General features: G+C 63.7%; 19 protein-coding genes. 11 read left to right on the forward strand and 8 right to left on the reverse strand.

The window, feature by feature from the left end; genetic code table 11:
• Positions 1-16 precede the first annotated feature (16 nt).
• Positions 17-679: a TetR family transcriptional regulator gene (locus BTO02_RS03580; protein WP_075155870.1), complete on the reverse strand. Its 663-nt coding sequence runs from the start codon at positions 677-679 to the stop codon at positions 17-19.
• 503 nt (positions 680-1,182) lie between these two features.
• On the opposite strand from BTO02_RS03580, the gene BTO02_RS03585 reads away from it, so the two are divergent.
• From BTO02_RS03585 to BTO02_RS03595, 3 genes are read left to right on the forward strand one after another with little or no spacing between them, the layout of a single operon-like run.
• A complete protein-coding gene (locus tag BTO02_RS03585) occupies positions 1,183-2,400 on the forward strand; it encodes an efflux RND transporter periplasmic adaptor subunit (RefSeq protein ID WP_075155871.1) in 1,218 nt (405 codons plus the stop codon).
• 33 nt (positions 2,401-2,433) lie between these two features.
• A complete protein-coding gene (locus BTO02_RS03590; protein ID WP_075155872.1) occupies positions 2,434-5,658 on the forward strand; it encodes an efflux RND transporter permease subunit in 3,225 nt (1,074 codons plus the stop codon).
• Position 5,659: 1 nt separating this feature from the next.
• Entirely contained in the window at positions 5,660-7,183 is a 1,524-nt protein-coding gene (locus tag BTO02_RS03595; protein WP_075158559.1) for an efflux transporter outer membrane subunit, read from the forward strand.
• Positions 7,184-7,559: 376 nt separating this feature from the next.
• Here BTO02_RS03595 and BTO02_RS03600 read toward each other — a convergent pair whose 3' ends face one another.
• From BTO02_RS03600 to BTO02_RS03610, 3 genes are all read right to left on the reverse strand, one after another.
• On the reverse strand, positions 7,560-8,066 hold the full coding sequence (locus tag BTO02_RS03600; protein ID WP_232243433.1) for a hypothetical protein: 507 nt from the start codon (positions 8,064-8,066) through the stop codon (positions 7,560-7,562).
• Positions 8,067-8,181: 115 nt separating this feature from the next.
• A complete protein-coding gene (locus BTO02_RS03605; protein ID WP_075155873.1) occupies positions 8,182-9,591 on the reverse strand; it encodes a nucleobase:cation symporter-2 family protein in 1,410 nt (469 codons plus the stop codon).
• A 363-nt stretch (positions 9,592-9,954) separates the two neighbouring features.
• Positions 9,955-10,761: an enoyl-CoA hydratase-related protein gene (locus tag BTO02_RS03610; RefSeq protein WP_075155874.1), complete on the reverse strand. Its 807-nt coding sequence runs from the start codon at positions 10,759-10,761 to the stop codon at positions 9,955-9,957.
• A gap of 313 nt (positions 10,762-11,074) precedes the next feature.
• On the opposite strand from BTO02_RS03610, the gene BTO02_RS03615 reads away from it, so the two are divergent.
• Together BTO02_RS03615 and fghA are read left to right on the forward strand one after the other, a co-directional pair.
• The gene (locus tag BTO02_RS03615; protein WP_075158560.1) at positions 11,075-12,181 is read left to right on the forward strand and encodes an S-(hydroxymethyl)glutathione dehydrogenase/class III alcohol dehydrogenase; all 1,107 of its coding nucleotides are present in this window, start codon (positions 11,075-11,077) and stop codon (positions 12,179-12,181) included.
• 15 nt (positions 12,182-12,196) lie between these two features.
• Positions 12,197-13,042, forward strand: a complete 846-nt coding sequence (fghA, locus tag BTO02_RS03620) for an S-formylglutathione hydrolase (RefSeq protein ID WP_075155875.1) — start codon at positions 12,197-12,199, stop codon at positions 13,040-13,042.
• 24 nt (positions 13,043-13,066) lie between these two features.
• Here the strand turns inward: fghA and BTO02_RS03625 are convergent, their stop codons facing one another.
• From BTO02_RS03625 to BTO02_RS03640, 4 genes are read right to left on the reverse strand one after another with little or no spacing between them, the layout of a single operon-like run.
• Entirely contained in the window at positions 13,067-13,849 is a 783-nt protein-coding gene (locus BTO02_RS03625) for a metal ABC transporter permease (RefSeq protein ID WP_075155876.1), read from the reverse strand.
• Positions 13,842-14,822, reverse strand: a complete 981-nt coding sequence (locus tag BTO02_RS03630) for an ABC transporter ATP-binding protein (RefSeq protein ID WP_075155877.1) — start codon at positions 14,820-14,822, stop codon at positions 13,842-13,844. The genes BTO02_RS03625 and BTO02_RS03630 overlap by 8 nt, the downstream gene beginning before the upstream one ends.
• Entirely contained in the window at positions 14,819-15,787 is a 969-nt protein-coding gene (locus tag BTO02_RS03635; RefSeq protein ID WP_075158561.1) for a metal ABC transporter solute-binding protein, read from the reverse strand. Before BTO02_RS03635 ends, BTO02_RS03630 begins: the two co-directional genes overlap by 4 nt.
• A 58-nt stretch (positions 15,788-15,845) precedes the next feature.
• Positions 15,846-16,307: a Fur family transcriptional regulator gene (locus BTO02_RS03640; protein WP_075155878.1), complete on the reverse strand. Its 462-nt coding sequence runs from the start codon at positions 16,305-16,307 to the stop codon at positions 15,846-15,848.
• Positions 16,308-16,685: 378 nt separating this feature from the next.
• Between BTO02_RS03640 and BTO02_RS03645 the strand changes: the two genes are divergently transcribed.
• The 6 genes from BTO02_RS03645 to BTO02_RS03670 all read left to right on the forward strand — a co-directional run bounded on the left by BTO02_RS03645 (position 16,686) and on the right by BTO02_RS03670 (position 22,780).
• The gene (locus tag BTO02_RS03645) at positions 16,686-17,468 is read left to right on the forward strand and encodes an L-iditol 2-dehydrogenase (protein ID WP_075155879.1); all 783 of its coding nucleotides are present in this window, start codon (positions 16,686-16,688) and stop codon (positions 17,466-17,468) included.
• A 169-nt stretch (positions 17,469-17,637) separates the two neighbouring features.
• A complete protein-coding gene (locus tag BTO02_RS03650; protein WP_232243502.1) occupies positions 17,638-18,921 on the forward strand; it encodes an ABC transporter substrate-binding protein in 1,284 nt (427 codons plus the stop codon).
• A 197-nt stretch (positions 18,922-19,118) separates the two neighbouring features.
• Positions 19,119-20,054: a carbohydrate ABC transporter permease gene (locus BTO02_RS03655; RefSeq protein WP_075155880.1), complete on the forward strand. Its 936-nt coding sequence runs from the start codon at positions 19,119-19,121 to the stop codon at positions 20,052-20,054.
• The gene (locus tag BTO02_RS03660; protein WP_075155881.1) at positions 20,051-20,920 is read left to right on the forward strand and encodes a carbohydrate ABC transporter permease; all 870 of its coding nucleotides are present in this window, start codon (positions 20,051-20,053) and stop codon (positions 20,918-20,920) included. The genes BTO02_RS03655 and BTO02_RS03660 overlap by 4 nt, the downstream gene beginning before the upstream one ends.
• 35 nt (positions 20,921-20,955) lie before the next feature.
• Positions 20,956-21,648, forward strand: coding sequence for an HAD family hydrolase (locus BTO02_RS03665; RefSeq protein WP_075155882.1), 693 nt, complete (start codon positions 20,956-20,958; stop codon positions 21,646-21,648).
• A 22-nt stretch (positions 21,649-21,670) separates the two neighbouring features.
• Positions 21,671-22,780 carry an ABC transporter ATP-binding protein gene (locus tag BTO02_RS03670; RefSeq protein ID WP_075155883.1) on the forward strand — a complete coding sequence of 370 codons (1,110 nt, stop codon included), beginning with the start codon at positions 21,671-21,673 and terminating at the stop codon, positions 22,778-22,780.
• Positions 22,781-23,258 lie beyond the last annotated feature (478 nt).

The following is a 23,258-nucleotide window of genomic DNA, read 5'->3' on the forward strand; positions in this document are numbered from 1 at the left end:
GCGCTCGCGCCGCGGATCATGGCTGCGGCGCCGGCTCGTCGCCGCGCTCGACTCTCAACGTGGGGCTGTATCGCAGCATGTCGATCACGGCCTCGACCATGTCGTGCGCGTGCTTGCCGAAGTCGACCGAACACGGCAGGAACAGCATGTCGCGTAGCGCGCCGCTCACGAACGAATGCAGGATCGAGGCGGCGCGCGCCGTATCGAGGTCCGCCGGCAACTGTCCCTTCGACACCGCGTTGCGCAACCCACCCGCGATGTTCGCCATACCCTCGCGCATATCGTTCTGATGGCGCGCCATGACCGGCCCCATTTCCTCGACGAACTCGCACTTCAGAAACAGGATGTCGAACACGCGGCGCTGCCGCGGATCGACTGCGGTGTTGCGCAGCACGGTGGTCAGGATGTCGACGAGCTTGCCGAGCGGATCCGGTTCCTGCGGATCGAGCGATGCCGCCTTCAGTTCGTCGAGCGGCATCAGCACGCGGTCGAACATGGCGGTGAAGAGATCGCCTTTGTTGTCGAAATGCCAGTAGATCGCGCCGCGCGTAACGCCCGCGGCCTGGGCGATATCTGAAAGCGAAGTGCGAGAAACCCCCTTCTCGAAGAACACCTGTTCGGCCGCATCGAGAATGCGGCTTCGCGTCTCCTGTGCTTCTTCCTTGGTTCGTCGGACCATTCTTCAGACCTGCCTGTATTGCTGGTTTTCCCTGAGGATTTTAAACGTCGATGATAAAGATCATCTCGTGTAGTCGTTCTCATGGGAACTGCTTTTGCGTAGACACCCACCGGGACATCACGAACAAACTTTTACATGCATTCGTGAACGTATCTATAATAGCACCCTAAACGATCGGATGATCCAACTCACCCGACCGGTTAACCGCTGCCATACGTGCTTTCAATAGCCTTTGCATCGCCTTTCCGACGCAGTGCGTCGGCGATGCAGGTGCGGCGGCTTTCCCGGTCTGGCGCAATTCGAAGAGTGGTGCTCCCGCAGCAATCGCATCCATGGACTTCCGGTCGCGGGCGTCGCAAGACGCCCGTGCGCGCTGTCGCGATTGCGCCGCTTTGTCCTGCCTGATCCTCGCGATCCTGCTTGATCCTGCGCCGTGATCCAGCCGCCGTCACGCGGTGGCCGTGCGCGTTTTTTTCTTCTCAGTCTCTGACAGAGGTCGCTCCATGCGCGTCAAACGGGTATCCATCCGCTGGGCATCGTTCAGCCTGCTTCCTGCCGCGGCGCTCGCCGCGCTGCTGACGGCCTGCGGACCAAAACAATCAGCTCCTCCGCCGCAAGACCCCGAAGTCGGTGTCGTGACCGTCCAGCCGACGCCGGTGCCCGTCGTCACCGAACTGCCGGGTCGTACGAGCGCGTACCTCGTCGCCCAGGTGCGCGCGCGCGTCGACGGCATCGTGCTGCGGCGCGAGTTCGTCGAAGGTAGTGAAGTCAAAGCCGGTCAGCGGCTGTACAAGATCGATCCGGCGCCGTACATCGCGGCGCTCAACAACGCGAAGGCCGCACTGGCGAAGGCGCAGGCGAATCTCGCCACGACCACCGCGCAGGCGAACCGCTACAAGGTGCTCGTTGCCGCAAATGCGGTCAGCAAGCAGGACTACGACAACGCGGTCGCGTCGGAAGGCCAGGCGGCGGCCGACGTCGCCGCGGGCAAGGCCTCGGTCGATACCGCGCAGATCAACCTGGGCTATACCGATGTCGTGTCGCCGGTCACGGGCCGCGTCGGCATCTCGCAGGTCACGCCGGGCGCCTATGTGCAGGCCAGTCAGGCCACGCTGATGTCGACGGTCCAGCAGCTCGACCCGATGTATGTCGACCTCACGCAGTCGAGCCTGCAGGGGCTGAAGCTGCGCCGCGACGTCCAGTCCGGCCGTCTCAAGACCACGGGTCCGAACGCGGCGAAGGTCACGCTGATCCTCGAAGACGGCCGTCCGTACGGCGAGACCGGCAAGCTGCAGTTCACCGACGTCACGGTCGACCAGACGACGGGCTCGGTCACGATCCGCGCGATCTTCGACAACAAGGACCGTGTGCTGTTGCCGGGCATGTTCGTGCGCGCGCGCATTCAGGAAGGCATCAACGACGCCGCGCTGCTCGTGCCGCAAGTCGGCGTGACGCACGACCAGAAGGGGCAGGCCACCGCGCTCGTCGTCGGCAAGGACAACAAGGTCGAGCTGCGCACGCTCGTCACGTCGGGTACCTACGGCTCGAACTGGGTCGTCGAAGACGGCTTGCAGCCGGGCGACCGCGTGATCGTACAGGGCGTCGACAAGGTTCATCCTGGCAACAAGGTCAAGACCGTCGCCGCGCAGCTTCCTGCCACCCCCGCTTCCGAGGCGGCCGCACAAGCCGCCTCGGGCGCCTCCGCTGCATCGGGCGCGTAACCATCGGGCGCGTAACAATAGGGAGCCTGTTACATGGCAAAGTTTTTTATCGATCGCCCGATTTTCGCGTGGGTGATCGCCATCGTGCTGATGCTGGCGGGTCTTGCGTCGATTTTCACGCTGCCCATCGCGCAGTACCCGACCATCGCGCCGCCGTCCATCCAGATCAGCGCGACGTATCCGGGCGCATCGGCGAAGACGGTCGAAAACACCGTCACCCAGGTGATCGAGCAGCAGATGAGCGGCCTCGACCACCTGCTGTATCTGTCGTCGACATCCGATGACTCCGGTACCGCGACGATCACGCTGACCTTCGCGGCCGGGACGAACCCGGACATCGCGCAGGTGCAGGTGCAGAACAAGCTGCAGCTGGCCACGCCGCTTCTGCCGCAGGTCGTTCAGCAGCTCGGCACGAAGGTGACGAAGTCGAGCAGCAGCTTCCTGCTCGTGCTTGCGTTCGTGTCGCAGGACGGCAGCATGAGCAAGTACGACCTCGCGAACTACGTCGCGTCGCACATCCAGGATCCGTTGAGCCGGATCGACGGTGTCGGCACGGTCACGCTGTTCGGCACGCAATACGCGATGCGGATCTGGCTCGACGCGAACAAGCTGACGAACTACAGCCTGACGCCCGTCGACGTGCAGAACGCGATCCTCGCGCAGAACGTGCAGGTGGCAGGCGGCTCGCTCGGCGGCACGCCGTCGATACCGGGTCAGGTGCTGCAGGCCACGATCACCGAGGCGTCGCTGCTCACCACGCCGGAGCAGTTCGGCAACATTCTGCTGAAGGTGAATCAGGACGGTTCGCAGGTGCGCCTGAAGGACGTTGCGCGCATCGATCTCGGCGGCGAAAACTATAACTTCGACACGAAGTACAACGGTGCGCCGACGGCCGGCTTCGGCATTCAGCTCGCAACGGGCGCGAACGCGCTGCAGACCGCGAAGCTCGTGCGCCAGAAGATCGACCAGCTCGCGCCGTACTTCCCGCACGGCCTCGTCGTCAAGTATCCGTACGACACGACGCCGTTCGTGCGGCTGTCGATCGAGGAAGTGGTGAAGACGCTGCTCGAGGGCATCGTGCTCGTGTTCCTCGTGATGTATCTGTTCCTGCAGAACCTGCGCGCGACGCTGATCCCGACCATCGCGGTGCCGGTCGTGCTGCTCGGCACCTTCGCGATCATGAGCGTGGTGGGTTTCTCGATCAACGTGCTGTCGATGTTCGGTCTCGTGCTCGCGATCGGCCTGCTGGTGGACGATGCGATCGTGGTGGTCGAGAACGTCGAGCGCGTCATGACGGAGGAGGGCCTGTCGCCTCGGGAAGCCACCCGCAAGGCAATGGATCAGATCACGGGCGCGCTGATCGGCGTGGCGCTGGTGCTGTCCGCGGTGTTCGTGCCGGTGGCGTTCTCGGGCGGCTCGGTCGGCGCCATTTACCGGCAGTTCTCGCTGACTATCGTCGCCGCGATGGTGCTGTCGGTGCTCGTCGCGCTGATTCTGACGCCGGCGCTGTGCGCGACGATCCTCAAGCCGATCCCGCAGGGCCATCACGAAGAGAAGAAGGGTTTCTTCGGCTGGTTCAACCGCACGTTCGACAGAAGCCGCGACAAGTATCACCAGGGCGTGCACCACGTCATCAAGCGTTCGACGCGCTGGCTCATCATCTATCTCGTGGTGATCGTCGCGGTGGGCATGCTGTTCGCGCGGCTGCCGAAGTCGTTCCTGCCCGATGAAGACCAGGGCACGATGTTCGTGCTCGTGCAGACGCCGGTCGGTTCGACGCAGGAAACGACGGCGCGCGCGCTGAAAGACATCTCCGACTACCTGCTCAACGACGAAAAGGCCATTGTCGAGTCGACCTTCACCGTGAACGGCTTCAGCTTTGCGGGCCGAGGCCAGAACGCGGGTCTCGTGTTCGTGCGGATGAAGGACTACGCGCAGCGCCAGCATTCGGACCAGAAGGTGCAGGCGCTGGTCGGCCGTCTCTTCCAGCATTTCTCGACGTACAAGACCGCCACGGTGTTCCCGGTGAATCCGCCGTCGATTCCCGAACTCGGCACGGCCGCGGGCTTCGACTTCGAGTTGCAGGACCGGGCGGGCGTCGGTCACGAGGTGCTGATGCAGGCGCGCAACCAGCTGCTCGGCATGGCCGCGAAAGATCCGACGCTCGCGCAGGTGCGCCCGAACGGCCTGAACGATACGCCGCAGTTCAAGGTGACGATCGACCGGGAAAAGGCGCTGGCGCTTGGCGTGACGCCCGCGTCGATCGACCAGACGTTTTCGATCGCATGGGCCTCGGCGTACGTGAACAACTTTCTCGATACCGATAGCCGGATCAAAAAGGTCTACGTACAGGCCGACGCGCCGTTCCGCATGACGCCCGACAATCTCAACGACTGGTACGTGCGCAATACGGCGGGCGGAATGGTGCCGTTCTCCGCGTTCACGACGGGCCAGTGGATTTACGGTTCGCCGAAGCTCGAGCGCTACAACGGTATTTCGTCGATCGAGATTCAGGGGCAGGCGGCGCCGGGCAAGAGTACCGGCCAGGCGATGGCGGCGATGGAAGCGCTCGCGAAAAAGCTGCCCGCGGGCATCGGCTACGACTGGACCGGATTGTCGTTCCAGGAAATCCAGTCCGGTTCGCAGGCCCCGATTCTGTACGGCATCTCGATCCTCGTCGTGTTCCTGTGTCTCGCGGCGCTGTACGAAAGCTGGTCGATTCCGTTCTCGGTGATCATGGTCGTGCCGCTCGGCGTGCTCGGCGCGCTGCTCGCGGCGACGCTGCGCGGGCTCGAGAACGACGTGTTCTTCCAGGTGGGTCTGCTCACGACGGTCGGTCTGTCCGCGAAGAACGCGATTCTGATCGTCGAGTTCGCGCGCGAGCTGCAGCAGGGGCAGGGCATGGGACCGATCGAAGCCGCGCTCGAAGCGGCGCGTCTGCGCTTGCGGCCGATCCTGATGACGTCGCTGGCGTTCATTCTCGGCGTGATGCCGCTTGCGATCAGTAACGGCGCCGGCTCGGCGAGCCAGCATGCGATCGGCACCGGCGTGATCGGCGGCATGCTGACCGCGACGTTCCTCGCGATCTTCATGATCCCGATGTTCTTCGTCGTGATCCGCGGCAGCTTCAGCGGTGAGAAGGAAGATCCGGACGAGGCGCTCGCGCATTACAACGAGCATCATCCGCATGATCCGTCGGGCGGCGCTCCGTCGGGCGGTGCCGGCGACGGCGGCGGCTCGGGCAAGGAAGGACACTAAGATGCTCAAACATTCTTTGATCGCAGCGTCGGTGGCGCTCTTCGCCGCCGGCTGCACGATGGCGCCGAAGTACGAGCGCCCGGCCGCGCCGGTGTCGGCGACGTTCCCGCAAGGCGGCGTCTATGCCACGCAGCCGGCGCCCGCACCGACCGAGCGCTCCGCGCACGGCGCGGCGGCGACCGACATCGGCTGGCGCGACTTCTTCGTCGACGAGCGGCTCGCGCAACTGATCGAAATCGCGCTGAAGAACAACCGCGACCTGCGCGTGTCGGTGCTGAACATTCAGGCGGCGCGCGCGCAGTATCAGATCACGCGCGCGGAGCTGTTCCCCGCTATCGAAGCAGCGGCATCGCAGTCGAAGTCGCGTACGCCGAAAAACCTGTCGTTTCTCGACAGAACCATCTCGAATCAGTATTCGGTCGGGCTCAACGCGTCATGGGAAATCGACTTCTTCGGCCGGATCCAGAGCCTGAAGGATCAGGCGCTCGCGCAATATCTCGCGACCGCGCAGGCGCGCAAGGCGGCGGAGATTGCGCTGGTGTCGTCGGTTGCGGACCAGTATGTGTCGATGCTCGGCTTCGACGAAGCGTTGAAGGTCACGCAGAATACGCTGCGCACCGCGCAGGATTCGTACAACATCACGAAGCTGCAATACGAAACCGGCACCGGTTCGGAGCTCGATCTGCGTCAGGCTGAAACCGTCGTCGAACAGGCGCGCGCGAACCTGCAGACCGAGGCGCGTGCGCGGGCGCAGGCCGAAAATGCGCTCGTGCTGCTGGTCGGCGAACCGCTGCCGGCCGATCTGCCGCCAGGCCGTACGCTCGGCGATCAGAATCTGCTCACCGATATTCCGGCGGGCCTGCCCTCCGACCTGTTGACGCGCCGTCCCGACATCATGGAAGCGGAGCAGAACCTGCTCGCGGCGAACGCGAACATCGGCGCTGCGCGCGCGGCGTTCTTCCCGCGCGTTTCGTTGACCGGCAACTTCGGCACGCTGAGCCCGACCCTGGGCGGTCTCTTCAAGGCCGGTTCGGCCGCTTGGGGCTTTGCGCCGCAGATCACGGTGCCGATCTTCGAAGGCGGTGCGAACGTTGCGAACCTCGATCTCGCGCACGTGCAGAAGAACATCCAGATCGCGCAGTACGAGAAGGCCATTCAGACCGCGTTCCGCGAGGTCGCCGATGGGCTCGCGGCGCGCGGCACGTTCGATCAGCAGATTGCCGCGCTCGAGCGCGACACGTTTGCGGAACAACGCCGGCTCGATCTATCGGATCTGCGATATCGGAATGGTGTGGATAGCTACCTGTCGGTGCTGACTGCGCAGACCGATCTCTATCAGGTGCAATTGCTGCTCACCGACGCGCGCGTTCAGCGTCTCACGAACCTTATCGATCTCTATCAGGCACTAGGCGGAGGATGGATCGAGCGGGCCGGCGACACGCCGAGGCCGGCCGATGCGCCTGTCGACTACGGCGATGCGCCGGCGGCTGTGCCTGCTGCTGCATCGTCGGCCGCTGCCAGCTGATTCGATGGTCGAAACAGCGGGAAGGTTGAGTTGACGAGGGGCGGGGGCGGCGATAGAATCCTTACTCGAAAACTACGTACAAGCGAGTGCGAAAAACGTAGCGCCGCCCGGTCAACTGGGTCCCATCATGGAGTGGGAGTTCTGCCGAAAGGTAGATAGAGAATCTCGCATACAACGGCCACCGGAAGGTGGCCGTTGGTTTTTCCGGGCCGTATGTCGAGCTCTGCCTCGGTTCTGCATGAATGTTGCATGAGCGCCGCGTCGCCGGTTGGCCTCGGTTCGGCCTGCACGCATTACGCTCGAATCTTCTTGCCCAGATACGTTGCGCGTAGCAGCGTCGCAAAGCCGATCCTTCTTGCGCCCGTCTGGCGCTTGGTCAGTCCGTTGTCGAGCAAGTAGGCGGATTGAATGCGCAGAACCATGCGGTGCTTGCGGCTCTTGTCCTTGCGCACCTCGAAAAATATCGCATAGAGCGACGTGGTGCCGTCGAATTGACGCTTTCCGTCGTAACGAAATTCGGTTGCCGGTCGTCGGCCAGCACGATGCGACGCGAAGGCATCGTCATCACGACTTCTCTTAAGAAGCGTCGCGATAATTCGTATCTCTGAACATCTAGTACGCGCTGTTCTTTGCCGTCATTGTAGATTTCACGCTCGGGTATCAGGCCTTGCGCGCGTTTGTCCCAACGAAGGCTATGCGTGAAGCAGTGACATGAGAACAGCACAAGCACGGTGATGTCCGTGCCGAGCCCAAGATCGATTTTGAACGCGAACGAGTCGAGGTGACTCAGGTCCCATCGAACACCGCGAAACGAGATGTCGCCAAAGCGATGCGCGTGTTCGGATGGTTCATCGACGGCGACCTGCAGTGCGTTCTGCGACATTTGACGGAATGGAGAAGCGAGCGGTCCATTCTATGAATGTCACCGCTGCGCCACCATTCGGCCGAACGGCCAGGTGTGGCCGCCAGTCGCGGCATGACGCCTCGCTGCCGGTCTGTTAGTCGGCGGCGCGCATCATCGCATCGTCCGCAGCGGTATCGCGTGCGCCTGCGCTCGCGTCGAAGTCGTGGTCCGCGCGGCGCAGTTCGCGCGCGGCGGCACGCTCGCTCCGCACGCCATTGAAGATCAGATTCAGCAGAACCGCCGATACCGACGCGAGCAGAATGCCGCTATGAAGCAGCGGCGACAGCGCCGACGGCAGCTTCGCGAAGAAATGCGGCGACACGACCGGCACGAGCCCAAGCCCGATACTGACCGCAACGATAAACAGGTTGTGGTGGTTCTTCGTGAAGTCGACCTTCGACAGCACCTTGATGCCGTTCGCCGCCACCATGCCGAACATCACGATGCCGGCGCCGCCGAGCACGAAGGCCGGCACCGAAGCGACGACCTGCGCCATCTTCGGAAAGAGGCCGAGCAACACGAGAATGACGCCGCCCATCGCGCACACATAGCGGCTCTTCACACCCGTGACGCCGATCAGCCCGACGTTCTGCGAAAACGATGTGTGCGGGAACGAGTTGAAGATGCCGCCGATCAGCGTGCCGAGGCCGTCGACGCGCAGTCCGCGCACGAGCGTCTTCTGGTCGACGGGCCGCTCGACCATATCGCCGACCGCGAGGAACATGCCGGTCGACTCGATAAACGTGACGAACATCACGGTGACCATGGTCGCGATCGACAGCGGATCGAAGTGCGGCAAGCCGAAATGAAACGGCACGACGAAACCGACCCACGGCGCGTGCGTGACGCCTTCCATATCGACGCGGCCAAGCAGCGCCGCGATCGCGAAGCCCGCGACGATGCCGAGCAACACCGAGATGTTCGCGATAAAGCCCTTGCCGAATCGGTTGATCAGCAAAATGAGCATCAGCACCGCGAGCGACAGCCCGAGATATACCGGATTGCCATAGTCGGGATTGCCGACGCCGCCCGCGGCCCAGTTGATGCCGACTTCCATCAGCGACAAGCCGATCACCGAAATGACGACACCGACGACCACCGGCGGAAAAAAGCGCAGCAGCTTGCCGATCGCAGGCGCGAGCACGATGCCGATTACGCCCGCCGCGATCGTCGAGCCGAAGATATCGAGAATGCCGAGGTTCGGATTCGTGCCGATCGCGATCATCGGGCTGACGGCGGCGAACGTGCAACCCATGATGACCGGCAGGCGGATGCCGAAGATCCACAGGCCGAGCGTCTGGATCAATGTCGCGATGCCGCACGAGAACAGGTCCGCGCTGATCAGGAACGCGATCTGGTCTTTCGGCAGCTTCAGCGCGCTGCCGATGATCAGCGGTACCGCAACGGCGCCCGCATACATGACGAGTACGTGCTGAACGCCCAGCGTCAGCAGGCGGCCCGCGGGAAGGTGCTCGTCGCACGGGTGGACCGTGTTCGCGTGCATTGTCTCTCTCCATATCGATTTAGGAATATTCCTAACGGTAGGCGCGCCGAAAAAGCGCAACAAGCCCGCTGACGGCTATTTCGGGCTTCGCGCCGCCGATATGCATCGAGAGGTATTCGCGCATGCTGCGGGGCGCGCTCGGGCGCGCCGCGAGGTGTCGGTCAGGCTGTGGGTGCCTACCGCATCGGTTGCCGAGCCCGCGATTGCGCGCCGTCCGCGGTGCGTGCGCCGCCTCGCGCCTCGTGCGTCGTTTCAGCACATGGCCGGGCGAGCAAACCGGGGACGTATCGGATTCGACATGGTGTGTATTTGCCGCCGCATATCTTGCGGCTTCGCCTTCCGTTCGCGCTTCTTTTGCGTTGCTTATATGCCGCGAAATGCCGGTGCGCGTTTTTCCGCAAACGCGGCTCGTCCTTCGCGAAAGTCGTCGCTCTGCGCGGCCTCGTCGAGCAGCCGTTCGACGACACCGTCGCGCAGCGCGCCGTTACCCGATGCGAGCGCATCGAGTATCGTCTTCGCACCGGAGATCGTAAGCGGCGCGCACGCGTTCAGGCGCTGTGCAAACGCAAGTGCCGCGGCGAGCGCATCGTCGGTGATTTCATCGAGAAAGCCGATGCGCAGGGCGCGCTCGGCGTCGAACGTCTCGGCGCTGTAAAGAATGCGCTTCGCGTTGGCCAGGCCGACCAGCGACAGCAGCCGTCGCGTGCCCGCGATACCGTAGACGATCGACAGCTTCGCGGCCGGAATCGCGAATTTCGCACCGGGCACCGCAAAGCGGAAATCGCACGACATCGCCACATTGCAGCCGCCGCCCATGCAGTAGCCATTGATCGCGGCGATGGTCGGCTTCGGCGATGCGGCGATGCGATTGCAGCATCCTTCGTACGCATCTTCGTAGGCGCGCGCCTGCTCGACGTTGGCACGCACCTCGCCGAACTCGGAGATGTCGGCGCCCGCGCAGAAGCTGTTGGCGCTGCCGGTCAGCACGATCGCGCGTATCTCGGGCCGCACGCTCAAGGCGTCGAATGTGTCGCCGAGACGCCGCCACAGCGCGAGGGTCAGCGCGTTGCGACGCTCGGGGCGATTCAATGTGACGCGCGCGATGCCGTCGTCGACGGTCAACTGGATCGCATCGTTGCTTGCCTGGATATCGTTTGTATCGCTTGCCATAAGTGAGCGTTCCGAAAGTCAAAGCGCTGCCGCTGCCGCGTGCCGGTGCGCGACGGGGTTCGAGGGCGGCAGTTTGATATAAGAAAGCGCGAACCCGTGCCCGGTCAATAAGGTAAACCTGTTGCACAATGCGCCACGCGGCACCGCGCATGCGCGCATTGCGGCGCCTGCACATGGAAGGTGCGCCGCTCGGTGCCGCGAGCCGCCATTATCGATCGCAACCTTTACATATCGGCTTCGCACCGCCAACATGCACGATGCGCATCCGAGACGCATTCGCTATCCGCTTCGCAAGACACAAGGAGATCCGCTGATGAAAACCAAAGCCGCCATCGCATGGAAAGCCGCTGCCCCGCTGACGATCGAAGAAGTCGATCTCGAAGGCCCGCGCGCCGGCGAAGTGCTGATCGAGGTTAAGGCGACCGGCATTTGCCATACCGATTACTACACGTTGTCCGGCGCCGACCCGGAAGGTATCTTCCCGGCGATCCTCGGTCACGAAGGTGCAGGCGTGATCGTCGACGTCGGACCCGGTGTCGGCACGCTCAAGAAGGGCGATCACGTCATTCCGCTTTACACGCCCGAGTGCCGACAATGCAAATTCTGTCTGTCGCGCAAGACCAACCTGTGTCAGGCCATCCGCGCGACGCAGGGCAAAGGCCTCATGCCCGATTCGACGTCGCGTTTCTCGCTTGGCGGCAAGCCGCTCTTTCACTACATGGGTACGTCGACATTCTCGAACTACATTGTCGTGCCGGAGATCGCCGTCGCGAAGATCCGCGAGGACGCGCCGTTCGACAAGGTTTGCTACATCGGCTGCGGTGTGACGACCGGTGTCGGCGCAGTCGTCTATTCGGCGAAGGTCGAAGCGGGCGCGAACGTCGCGGTGTTCGGCCTCGGCGGCATCGGCCTCAATGTGATCCAGGCGGCGAAGATGGTGGGCGCCAACAGGATCATCGGCGTCGACATCAATCCGGGCCGCGTCGAACTGGCGACGAAGTTCGGCATGACCGACTTCATCAACCCGAAGGAAGTCGGCAATGTCGTCGACCGGATCGTCCAACTGACCGACGGCGGAGCGGACTACTCGTTCGAGTGCATCGGCAATACGAAGGTGATGCGCGATGCGCTCGAATGCACGCATAAGGGCTGGGGCCAGTCGTTCATCATCGGCGTCGCGGCGGCGGGCGAGGAAATCAGCACGCGGCCGTTCCAGCTCGTGACGGGCCGCCAGTGGAAGGGCTCCGCGTTCGGCGGCGCGCGCGGCCGCACCGACGTGCCGAAGATCGTCGACTGGTACATGGAAGGCAAGATCAATATCGACGATCTGATCACGCATCATCTGCCGCTCGAGCGGATCAACGAGGGTTTCGATCTGATGAAGAAGGGCGAATCGATCCGCTCGGTCGTGATGTACTAAGCCAGGGAGCCCGCGATGCTCGAGACGCGTTCGTCCCACGCGTGCCATGGCGGCATGCAGCAGTTCTATCAGCACGATTCGCGCACGATCGGCCTGCCGATGCGCTTTGCCGCATATCTGCCGCCGCAGGCCGCGCACGGCAAGGTGCCGGCGCTGTTCTATCTGGCTGGCCTCACATGCACCGAAGAAACCTTTCCGATCAAGGCGGGCGCGCAGCGCTTCGCCGCGAAGCACGGCATCGCGCTGATCGCGCCGGACACGAGCCCGCGCGGCGCCAATGTGCCCGGCGAAAGCGATGCATGGGACTTCGGCGTCGGCGCGGGTTTTTACGTCGATGCGACGCGCGAGCCATGGGCGATGCATTACCGGATGTACGCGTACGTGCGCGACGATTTGCGCGAGACCGTCTGCGCGAATCTGCCGATCGACGCGGCCCGGCTTGGCATATTCGGCCACTCGATGGGCGGGCATGGCGCGCTCGTGCTCGCGCTGCGCAATCCGGCGCTGTACAGGTCGGTGTCGGCGTTCGCGCCGATCGCGGCGCCGATGCGCTGCCCGTGGGGCGAAAAGGCATTCAGCGGTTATCTCGGCGAAAACCGCGACGCGTGGCGCGACTACGATGCGAGCGAACTGGTCGGGCGCGCGTCAGCGAAGTTCGCTGCCGGCATTCTGATCGATCAGGGCCTTTCCGATCAGTTTCTCGACGAACAGCTGAACCCGGATGTGTTCGAGGCCGCCTGCGCGGCGGCCGGTCAGCCGCTGACGCTGCGGCGGCATGCGGGCTACGACCATGGGTATTACTTCATTTCGACGTTCGTCGAAGATCATCTCGCGCATCACGCGAAGGTGTTGCTTGCGTGAGGATGAACGCGCGCGGCGGCCGGGTTAGCGCCGCGCAACCAGACTCGCGCCATAAACGATTGCCGCGAGCAGCGTGATCCAGAAGCTCGTGGGCCAATCGGTATAAAACGCCAGCGTGACGCCGAGCCACGCTTGCGCGAGCGCGAGCGCCGCGGCGAGCACGAGGCCCGTCGACAGCCGCGTCGTGATGTTCTGTGCGGCCGCGGCGGGTCCGACCATCAAGGTGAACACGAGCAGCACGCCGACGATCTGCGTACAGGCGGCCACCGCAAGCGCGGCGATCGCGAGAAACAGGACCGACACGAGCCGCAGCGACACGCCTTTCGCTTCTGCGAGCTCCGGCTGCAATGACGCGAACAGCAGCGGCCGCATGATCGCCGCGAGCGCTCCGAGGCTCAACACGCCGATCACCGCGAGCACCGCGAGTGTCGAGGTATTGACGCCGAGCACATTGCCGAATAGCAGCGCGGTAACCTGCGTCGCGTACGCGGTGAAGAAATGCAGAAACAGCAGCCCGAAGCCGAGCGAAAGCGAGAGCGTCACCCCGATCGCCACGTCGCGTCCGGCGAGACGCTCGCCGAGCGCACCCATACCGATGCCGGCCGCCAGCGTGAAACCGATCATCCCCCAGATCGGCGAGATGCCGATCAGCACGGCGCCGGTCGCGCCGGTGAAGCCGACGTGCGATAGCGCGTGGCCGGCAAACGTCTGGCCGCGCATCACGAGGAAGTAGCCGACGATCCCCGACAGCAGCGCGACGATCCCCGACGCCGCGAATGCGTTGACCATGAAGTCATATTCAAACATCGTGTGTGTGCCCGTCGCGTGACGCGTGGTTATCGTTGTGTGCGTGACCGCGCCCATGCGCGGGCGCGGCGGCGCTGTGCTCATGTGGGTGCGCATGAGCGTGCCCGCCGTCGTCTTCGTGTTCGTGGTCGTGCTTTTCGACTTCGACGTCGCCGGACATCACGAAGATGCGGCCATTCATGCGGATCACGTCGATCGTCGATCCATAGAGACGCGATAGCACGGGCTTCGTGATCACTTCGTCGACGGTGCCGAGCGCCGCGACGCCGTTGCCGAGATACAGCACGCGATCGAGCGCGTGCAGCAGCGGGTTCAGCTCGTGCGCGGAGAACAGGACGGCGATGCCGAGTTCCTGCTGCACGCGCCGCACGAGTTCGACGACGCTTCTCTGATGATGCGGATCGAGGCTGATCAACGGTTCGTCGAGCAGCAGCAGACGCGGATTGCCGAGCAGGCACTGCGCGAGCAGCAGACGCTGCCGCTCGCCGCCCGACAGTTCGGACAGCGGCCGGTCGGCCAGTGCGCTCGCGCCGACGAGGTCGAGCACCCGCGCGACGTCGGCGCGCGTCTTCGCATCGGCGTGCGGCAGGCCCCAGCGATGGCCATCGGCCGCCATCGCGACGAAATCGCGTCCGCGCACGCGCCGGCCGGCGAGTGCGCTGCGTGTCTGCGGCATATAGCCGATCGACGGATTGCCGCAGGCGACCGGCTCGCCGAGCACGCGCACGACGCCGCTCGCGGCTGGCACGAGGCCGAGCACCGCGCGCATCAAGGTGGTCTTGCCGGCGCCGTTGGGCCCGAGCACGCCGATAAATTCGCCCTGTCCGATCGCGAAGCTCGTGTCGGTCAGGATCGTGCGTCCGCCGAGTTCGAGCGTGACGCGCTCGAGCTCCAGTACAGGCGCCGCATCCGCTGCTGCTTTCGTGGTCGTGTCTGCGGAAGGTGCGGAGGGCGGACGGTCGGATTCGATCATTGAGAGGTTCCTTTGCTGCCCGCATGCTCGCCAGCCGCGAGCGCCGCGCCAAGCGCATCGAGTTGCGCGAGCATCCATTGCTGATAATTCTTACCTGCTGGTTCCGTCTCTGTCACGCTCATCGCCGGCACCTTCGACTGCTGCGCGAGTTTCAACATCCTTCTGGTCAGCGCCTCGGTAGCCTGACTGTTATAGATCAGCACGCGCACGCGCTTTTCGCGCAAGTCGCGTTCGAACGCGGCGATGTCCGATGCGCTCGCTTCCGTATCGTTCATCGTCGCCAGCTGGAAGCGCAGATTGCGCATAGCGAGGCCGATTGCGTCCGACATATAGCCGAACACCGGTTCGGTCGCCGTGACCGGCACGCCTGCGTAGCGCGCATGCAGCGCGGCGACCTTCGCGTCGATCGGCTTCAATGAATCGAGAAACGTGACGAGATTCGCATCGTAAGCGCTCTTGTGCGCCGGGTCGGCGGCTGCGAGCGTGGCGCTCACGGCGCGCGCGACGGCAGGCATCGTCGACGGGTCGTACCAGAGGTGCGGATTATCGCCGCTTTTCCTGCCGGTGAGGTCGGCCGCAACGATCACCGTGCGCTTCGAGTTCTTCGACGCGGCGAGCAGCTTGGCCATCCACGGATCGTAGTCGGCGCCGTTATAGACGACAAGGCTCGCGTGCTGCAACGCGCGAGCGGTCTTCGGGCTCGCTTCGAACAGATGCGGATCCTGGTCCGGATTGCTGAGGATGCTCGTCACGTCGACGTGGTCGCCGCCAAGTTGCTGCACGACGTCGCCATAGAAATTTTCGGCTGCGACAACGGGGATCTTGCTGCCGCTCGTGGCCGAGGACGCCGTTTGCGCATAGGCCGCCGTCTGGCCGATGGCAAGCGCGAGCGCGGTTGCGAACAGATATTTCGTCAGTCTTGACGCGGCGCGTGCCGCAATCCACTTCGGGTTCTTGTTGTTCATCGTGCTGCCCTGTTCGAGGGTGATCGGGTTGATTGAAAGTTGCATGGACGACGGGGTGCTATCGCGCGGCACGCCGGCAGGCAGCGCACAGACCGCTCAGTTCGACGACCTGCCGGTGGACTTCGAAACCATGCGCAGGCGCGCTGCCGGCCAGCTGTCGCGCAAGTTCGGCACCGGGAATCTCGACCGTGTCGCCGCACGATTCGCAGATCAGGAACTGGCCCTGATGCGGGTGCTCGACGTCGCAGCACGCGAAAAACGCGTTTTTCGACTCGATCCGATGTACGAAGCCGTGTTCGACCAGAAAGTCGAGCACGCGGTACACGGTGGTCGGCGGCACGCGGCCGCGCTGCGGTTCGAGCGCGGCGAGCAGGTCGTAGGCGCCGATCGGCCGCTCGCTTGCCGCAATCAGCGTGTAGACCTGGCGGCGCAGCGTGGTAAGCGCGAGACCGCGTGCGTCGGCGACGGCCTGAGCGCGCGCGAGTCTGTGAGCAAGGCGATCATCGGATGAAGCGGACATGGTGCTGCTCCGGTGCAAGGCCGCAATGATATAACGTATCTAAACATCTTGCCATTGATAGAACGCGCACGCCGTCTAAATTGATAGAGCAAGGAGGGCGAGCGGCGCAGCGGCTGCGCCCACCACGGCCGCAATGGATTAGCACCGGCCCGATCGCGGTTCCGGGGCATTCGCTTCGACGAACTCCGGCTAAACCCTGAGCAATCCCCGGAAACACCTGCAACTGCCGCGCTGCACCATCGAAATCTTGTAGCGCGCCTTGACATGGTCGGACACGTATCCGATCATTCGATCACAAAGAGAGCAATTGATCGCGCAACGAGCGTTCGCTCACCAGCGCAAAAGCTCACACCAAGGCGAACGATTGGGAGACACGGCGTGGCAGCGCGATTGCAAGACAAGGTGGCCATCCTTACCGGCGCGGCAAGCGGCATAGGCGAAGCGGTCGCGCGCCGGTATCTGGACGAAGGCGCGCGCTGCGCGCTGGTCGACGTCAAGCCGGCCGCGGACTTCGCTCACGCGCTGCGTGAAACGCACGGCGACCGCGTGCTCGCCATCACCGCGGACGTGACGCGGCGCGAAGACATCGCGCGCATCGTCGCTCAAACGGCCGAACGATTCGGCCGTATCGACATCCTGTTCAATAACGCGGCGCTATTCGACATGCGGCCGCTGCTCGACGAATCGTGGGACATCTACGACAGGCTTTTCGCGGTCAACGTGAAGGGCATGTTCTTTCTGATGCAGGCGGTCGCCCAGCGCATGGTCGAGCAGGGCCACGGCGGCAAGATCATCAATATGTCGTCGCAGGCCGGGCGCCGCGGCGAGGCGCTCGTTTCGCACTATTGCGCGACGAAGGCAGCGGTACTCAGCTATACGCAATCGGCGGCGCTCGCGCTCGCGCCGCACAGGATCAACGTGAACGGCATCGCACCGGGCGTCATCGATACGCCGATGTGGGAGCAGGTCGATGCGCTTTTCGCACGTTATGAGAACCGGCCGCTCGGCGAGAAGAAGCGACTCGTCGGCGAAGCGGTGCCGCTCGGCAGGATGGGGCTGCCGGCGGATCTGACCGGCGCGGCGCTGTTCCTCGCATCGGCGGATGCGGACTACATCACCGCGCAAACCCTGAATGTCGACGGCGGCAACTGGATGAGCTGATCTTTTTACCACCGCCAGCGACTCGGCTGCCCGCCGGAATTTGCGAGGATCCGTGAGTCGCCCATCGCAAGCCAACACGAACGTACGATAAAGGAGACAAACGATGAAACGTGCCCTGAAACGCACCTTGAAACCCGCATCGAAACCCACCTTCGCGGTCATCGGCGCGATGGCGGCCGCATGCGTGGCGGTCCACGCGTCGGCGGCGTCGACCGTGACGATCGCGACGCTCAACAATCCGGACATGATCGAGCTGAAGAAGCTCTCGCCCGCGTTCGAAAAGGCGAATCCGGACATCAAGCTGAACTGGGTGATTCTCGAGGAAAACGTGCTGCGCCAGCGCGCGACGACCGATATCACGACCGGCAGCGGCCAGTTCGACGTGATGACGATCGGCGCCTATGAAACGCCGCAATGGGGCAAGCGCGGCTGGCTCTCGCCGCTCACGAACCTGCCGGCGAGCTACGACCTCAACGACGTCGTGAAGACGGCGCGCGACGGGCTGTCGTACAACAACACGCTGTACGCGCTGCCGTTCTACGTCGAAAGCTCGATGACGTTCTACCGCAAGGACCTGTTCGCGGCGAAGGGCCTGAAGATGCCCGATAACCCGACCTACGACCAGATCGCGCAATTCGCCGACAAGCTGACCGACAAATCGGCCGGCACGTACGGCATTTGCCTGCGCGGCAAGGCGGGCTGGGGCGAGAACATGGCCTACGTGACGACGCTCGTCAACACGTTCGGCGGCCGCTGGTTCGACGAGAAGTGGCATGCGCAGCTGACCACGCCGGAGTGGAAGAAGGCCGTGTCGTTCTACGTCGACCTGTTGAAGAAAGACGGGCCGCCGGGAGCGAGCTCGAATGGCTTCAACGAAAACCTGACGCTGATGTCGTCGGGCAAGTGCGCAATGTGGATCGACGCGACCGTGGCGGCCGGCATGCTGTACAACAAGCAGCAATCGCAGATCGCGGACAAGGTCGGTTTCGCCGCGGCGCCGACGCAGGTCACGCCGAACGGTTCGCACTGGCTGTGGGCGTGGGCGCTTGCGATTCCGAAGACGTCGAAGCAGCAGGACGCCGCGAAGAAGTTCATCGAGTGGGCGACCTCGAAGGAATACATCGAGATGGTCGCGAAGGACGAAGGCTGGGCATCGGTGCCGCCGGGTACGCGTCAGTCGACGTATCAGCGCCCCGAGTACAAGCAGGCCGCGCCGTTTGCGGACTTCGTGCTGAAAGCGATCGAATCGGCCGACCCGAACCATCCGACGTTGAAGCCCGTGCCGTACACCGGTGTGCAGTTCGTCGGGATTCCCGAGTTCCAGTCGTTCGGCACCGTGGTCGGCCAGAGCATCTCCGGTGCAGTCGCCGGGCAGATGAGTGTCGATCAGGCGTTGCAGGCGGGCAATGCGACCGCGGACCGCGCGGTGCGTCAGGCCGGCTTGCAGAAGTAACGCACAGGCAACGCGAAGCGAGATGCGCACGAAGCGCGCGCGTCTCGCTGTAGAAAGCGATGTAGAAGCAATGAACGTTTGAAGCAAACCCCGGCCGGGCGGCAATGCCCGGCCGGACCCCCGGCAGCACAGCGCACCGCCGCGCGTGGTCTGAAACAAACGCAGCGGCTCGCGCAATTCCGAACAGGTGGCCCATCATGCCTCATCTGCGCCTTCCTCTGTCGCACGCCGAACCCCAAACCGAACAGCAACGCGAATCGCGCAAAGCCGCGTCCGCGCGCTGGCTCGTTTCGCCGTCGGTCGCGGTCCTGTTGCTATGGATGGCGATTCCGCTCGCGATGACGATCTGGTTTTCGTTCACGCGTTACAACCTGCTGAATCCCGATGAAAAGGGCTTCGCCGGTTTCGACAACTACCACTATCTCGCCACCGATCCGTCGTTCTGGCCGTCCATCCTGCATACGCTGCAGCTGATCGTCGCGGTGCTCGTCATCACGGTGGTGGGCGGCGTGCTGATGGCCGTGCTGTTCGACCGCAAGTTCTACGGACAGGGCATCGCGCGCCTGCTTGCGATCGCGCCGTTCTTCGTGATGCCGACCGTGAGCGCGCTGATCTGGAAGAACATGATCCTGCACCCCGTATACGGCCTCGTGGCCGATGCGATGCGTGCACTCGGCCTGACACCGATCGACTGGTTCGCGACCTATCCGTTGACATCGGTGATCATCATCGTCGCGTGGCAGTGGCTGCCGTTCGCGTTTCTGATTCTGTTCACCGCGATCCAGTCGCTCGATCAGGAGCAGAAGGAAGCGGCGAAGATCGACGGCGCCGGGCCGTTCGCGATGTTCTTCTTCATCACGCTGCCGCATCTGCGACGCGCGATCGCCGTGGTCGTGATGATGGAGACGATTTTCCTGCTGTCGATCTTCGCTGAAATCTATACGACGACCGGCGGCGGCCCCGGCAACGCCACGACCAACCTGTCGTACCTGATCTATGCGCTGGGCCTGCAGCAGTTCGACGTCGGCCTCGCATCGGCGGGCGGCATTCTGGCGGTCGTCGTCGCGAACATCGTGTCGTTCTTCCTCGTGAAGATGCTCGCGAAGAACCTGAAAGGGGAGTACGAAAAATGAGTCAAGTCGCCGCTACACCCGTTACGAGCGCAACGACAGCGCCCGCGGCCTCGCCGTTCGCCGTCGTGCGCCGCAGTATTCCCGGCGTTCTCGCGTGGCTGATCTCGATCGCGCTGTTTTTCCCGATCTTCTGGATGACGATCACGGCATTCAAGACCGAACAGCAGGCGTACTCGTCGTCGGTGTTTTTCACGCCGACACTGGAGAGCTTTCGCGAGGTGTTCGCGCGCAGCAATTACTTCGGCTTCGCGTGGAACTCGGTGCTGATCTCGGTCGGCGTGACGATCGTGTGTCTCGCGCTCGCGGTGCCTGCCGCGTATGCGATGGCATTTTTCCCGAGCAAGCGCACGCAGCAAACGCTGTTGTGGATGCTGTCGACGAAGATGATGCCGTCGGTCGGCGTGCTCGTGCCGATTTATCTGCTGTGGAAGGACAGCGGTCTGCTCGATACGGTGACGGGGCTCATCATCGTCTATACGCTGATCAATCTGCCGATTGCCGTGTGGATGGCGTTCACGTACTTCAACGAGATTCCGCGCGACATTCTCGAAGCGGGCCGCATCGACGGCGCCGCGACATGGCAGGAAATCGTCTACCTGCTGATGCCGATGGCGTTGCCGGGACTTGCTTCGACGGCGCTGCTGCTCGTGATTCTGTCGTGGAACGAAGCGTTCTGGAGCATCAACCTGTCGAGTTCGAACGCGGCGCCGCTGACCGTGTTTATCGCGTCGTATTCGAGCCCCGAGGGGCTGTTCTGGGCGAAGCTGTCGGCGGCGTCGCTGCTCGCGGTCGCGCCGATCCTGATCGTCGGCTGGCTGTCGCAGAAGCAGCTCGTGCGCGGTCTCACGTTCGGGGCGGTCAAGTGACGAACACGCAGACGCAAACCCGGACGGAATTTCATATGGAAACAGCGCTCGCATTGATCTGCGATTGCGACGGCGTGCTGATCGACAGCGAAGCGGTCGCGGCCGCGATGCTCGTGCGCGAACTCGAAGCGCGCTGGCCCGACGCCGATGTCGCACCCGTCGTGATGCCGCTGCTCGGCCTGCGCATCGAGCGCGTGCTCGAAGGCACGGCCGCGCAGCTCGGCAGGCAGTTCGCCGACGGCGATATCGGCGCGATTCGAGCCAGGGTCGAGGCGGCGGCCGTGCAGGCGCCGACGGTCGATGGCATCGGCGAAGCGCTCGCGGCGATTCCGTTGACGAAAGCGTGTGCGAGCAACAGCTTTCGCCCGTACGTCGAAGCGGCGCTCGCGCGCACCGGTCTCGCGAAGTTCTTCGGCGGCCGGCTGTTCTGCGCGGATGCGGTCGAGCGGCCGAAGCCCGCGCCCGATGTCTATCTGGCGGCAGCGCGCGGCCTCGACGTGACGCCCGACGCATGCCTCGTCGTCGAAGACAGCGTGACGGGCGTGACCGCGGCGACGGCGGCCGGCATGACGGTGATCGGCTTCGTCGGCGGCGGCCATGCGAACGATGCGCAGGTCGGCGCATTGCGCGCAGCCGGCGCGCGGCACATCTTCGACGACATGCGGCAACTGCCGGAACTGGTCGCGGTCTGGACGCAGCATCGCAACATCACGCAACAGCAGCAATAGCAAGCAACATTGGAGACACATCATGGCTAGCCTGGCATTGCGCAATATCAGCAAGCGCTACGACGACAACGAAGTGATGCGCAACATCAACCTCGACATCGCGGATGGCGAGTTCGTCGTGTTCGTCGGTCCGAGCGGCTGCGGAAAGTCGACGCTGATGCGGATGATCGCGGGACTCGAGGACATCAGCAGCGGCGATCTGAGCATCGACGGCGCGCGCGTGAACGAGGTGCCGCCTGCAAAGCGCGGCATCGCGATGGTGTTCCAGTCATATGCGCTGTATCCGCATATGACGCTCTACGACAACATGGCGTTCGGTCTGAAGCTGGCCGGCGCGAAAAAGCCGGAGATCGATCAGGCCGTGCGCAATGCGGCGAAGATCCTGCACATCGACCATCTGCTCGAACGCAAGCCGAAACAGCTGTCGGGCGGCCAGCGCCAGCGCGTCGCGATCGGACGCGCGATTACGCGCAAGCCGAAGGTGTTTCTGTTCGACGAGCCGTTGTCGAACCTCGATGCCGCGCTGCGCGTGAAGATGCGCCTCGAGTTCGCGCGTCTGCACGACGAGCTGAAGACGACGATGATCTACGTGACGCACGACCAGGTCGAAGCGATGACGCTGGCCGACAAGATCGTCGTGCTGTCGGCCGGTAATCTCGAACAGGTCGGCACGCCTAACACGCTGTATCACGCGCCCGCGAACCGCTTTGTCGCCGGCTTCATCGGCTCGCCGAAAATGAACTTCATGGACGGCGTCGTGCAGACGGTTGCGCCGGACGGCGTGCTCGTGCGCTATCAGACGGGCGAGACGCAACGCGTCGCGGTCGAACCCGGCAGCGCGAAGGAAGGCGACAAGGTGACGGTCGGCATCCGGCCCGAGCATCTGCACGTCGATTCGACCGAATTCGGCATATCGGCGAATGTGATGGCGGTCGAGTCGCTCGGCGATGCCGCGTATCTGTACGCGGAGTCCACCGTTGCGCCCGAGGGTTTGATCGCGCGGATTCCGCCGCTCGAACGGCATGCGAAAGGCAAGGCCGTCAAGCTCGGCGCGGCGCCGGACCATTGCCATCTGTTCGACAGCGACGGGCAGGCATTCCGTCGCAGGATTGCGCAGGAACTGGCGGCGTGAGCGACCGGGGCGCGCGCGGCTTTAGCGCGCGCTCTATATATATAGTCAAACGAACCAATTGAACGACGCGGTCAGCACGAACGGCCGCGCGGACCGGTCGGACCGCGAACCGTTCGCAGGTCAAAGCGGTGCCGGCGCGGCCAGGCGCACGCTGCAACAAGGCCGGACGGGCGACATCCGGCTGTTCATCTCGCTCCCCCTTTCGCGGTGAGCTTCATTACCAACGCCTTTCCGTCTTATAACGTTGGATGACGGCTATTCACGCCGCCTTATTCAAACGATAAAAAAGATTGATTTTTGCTGCAGCACAAAACGCTCCACCATCGACGGGCGTCAACTGCATCCCGTTCGGTACTACCTGCATCGCATGTGTCTCCGTAACCCGAGCATCGACGTCCCAACAGAAGCCATTAACGGAGACGACTCTTGCGACAGCCAGTCAACGCTCAAGACGGCGATGCAAAACGCCATTCAAGCC

The sequence above is a fragment of the Paraburkholderia sp. SOS3 genome, from assembly GCF_001922345.1.
Lineage (GTDB): Bacteria > Pseudomonadota > Gammaproteobacteria > Burkholderiales > Burkholderiaceae > Paraburkholderia.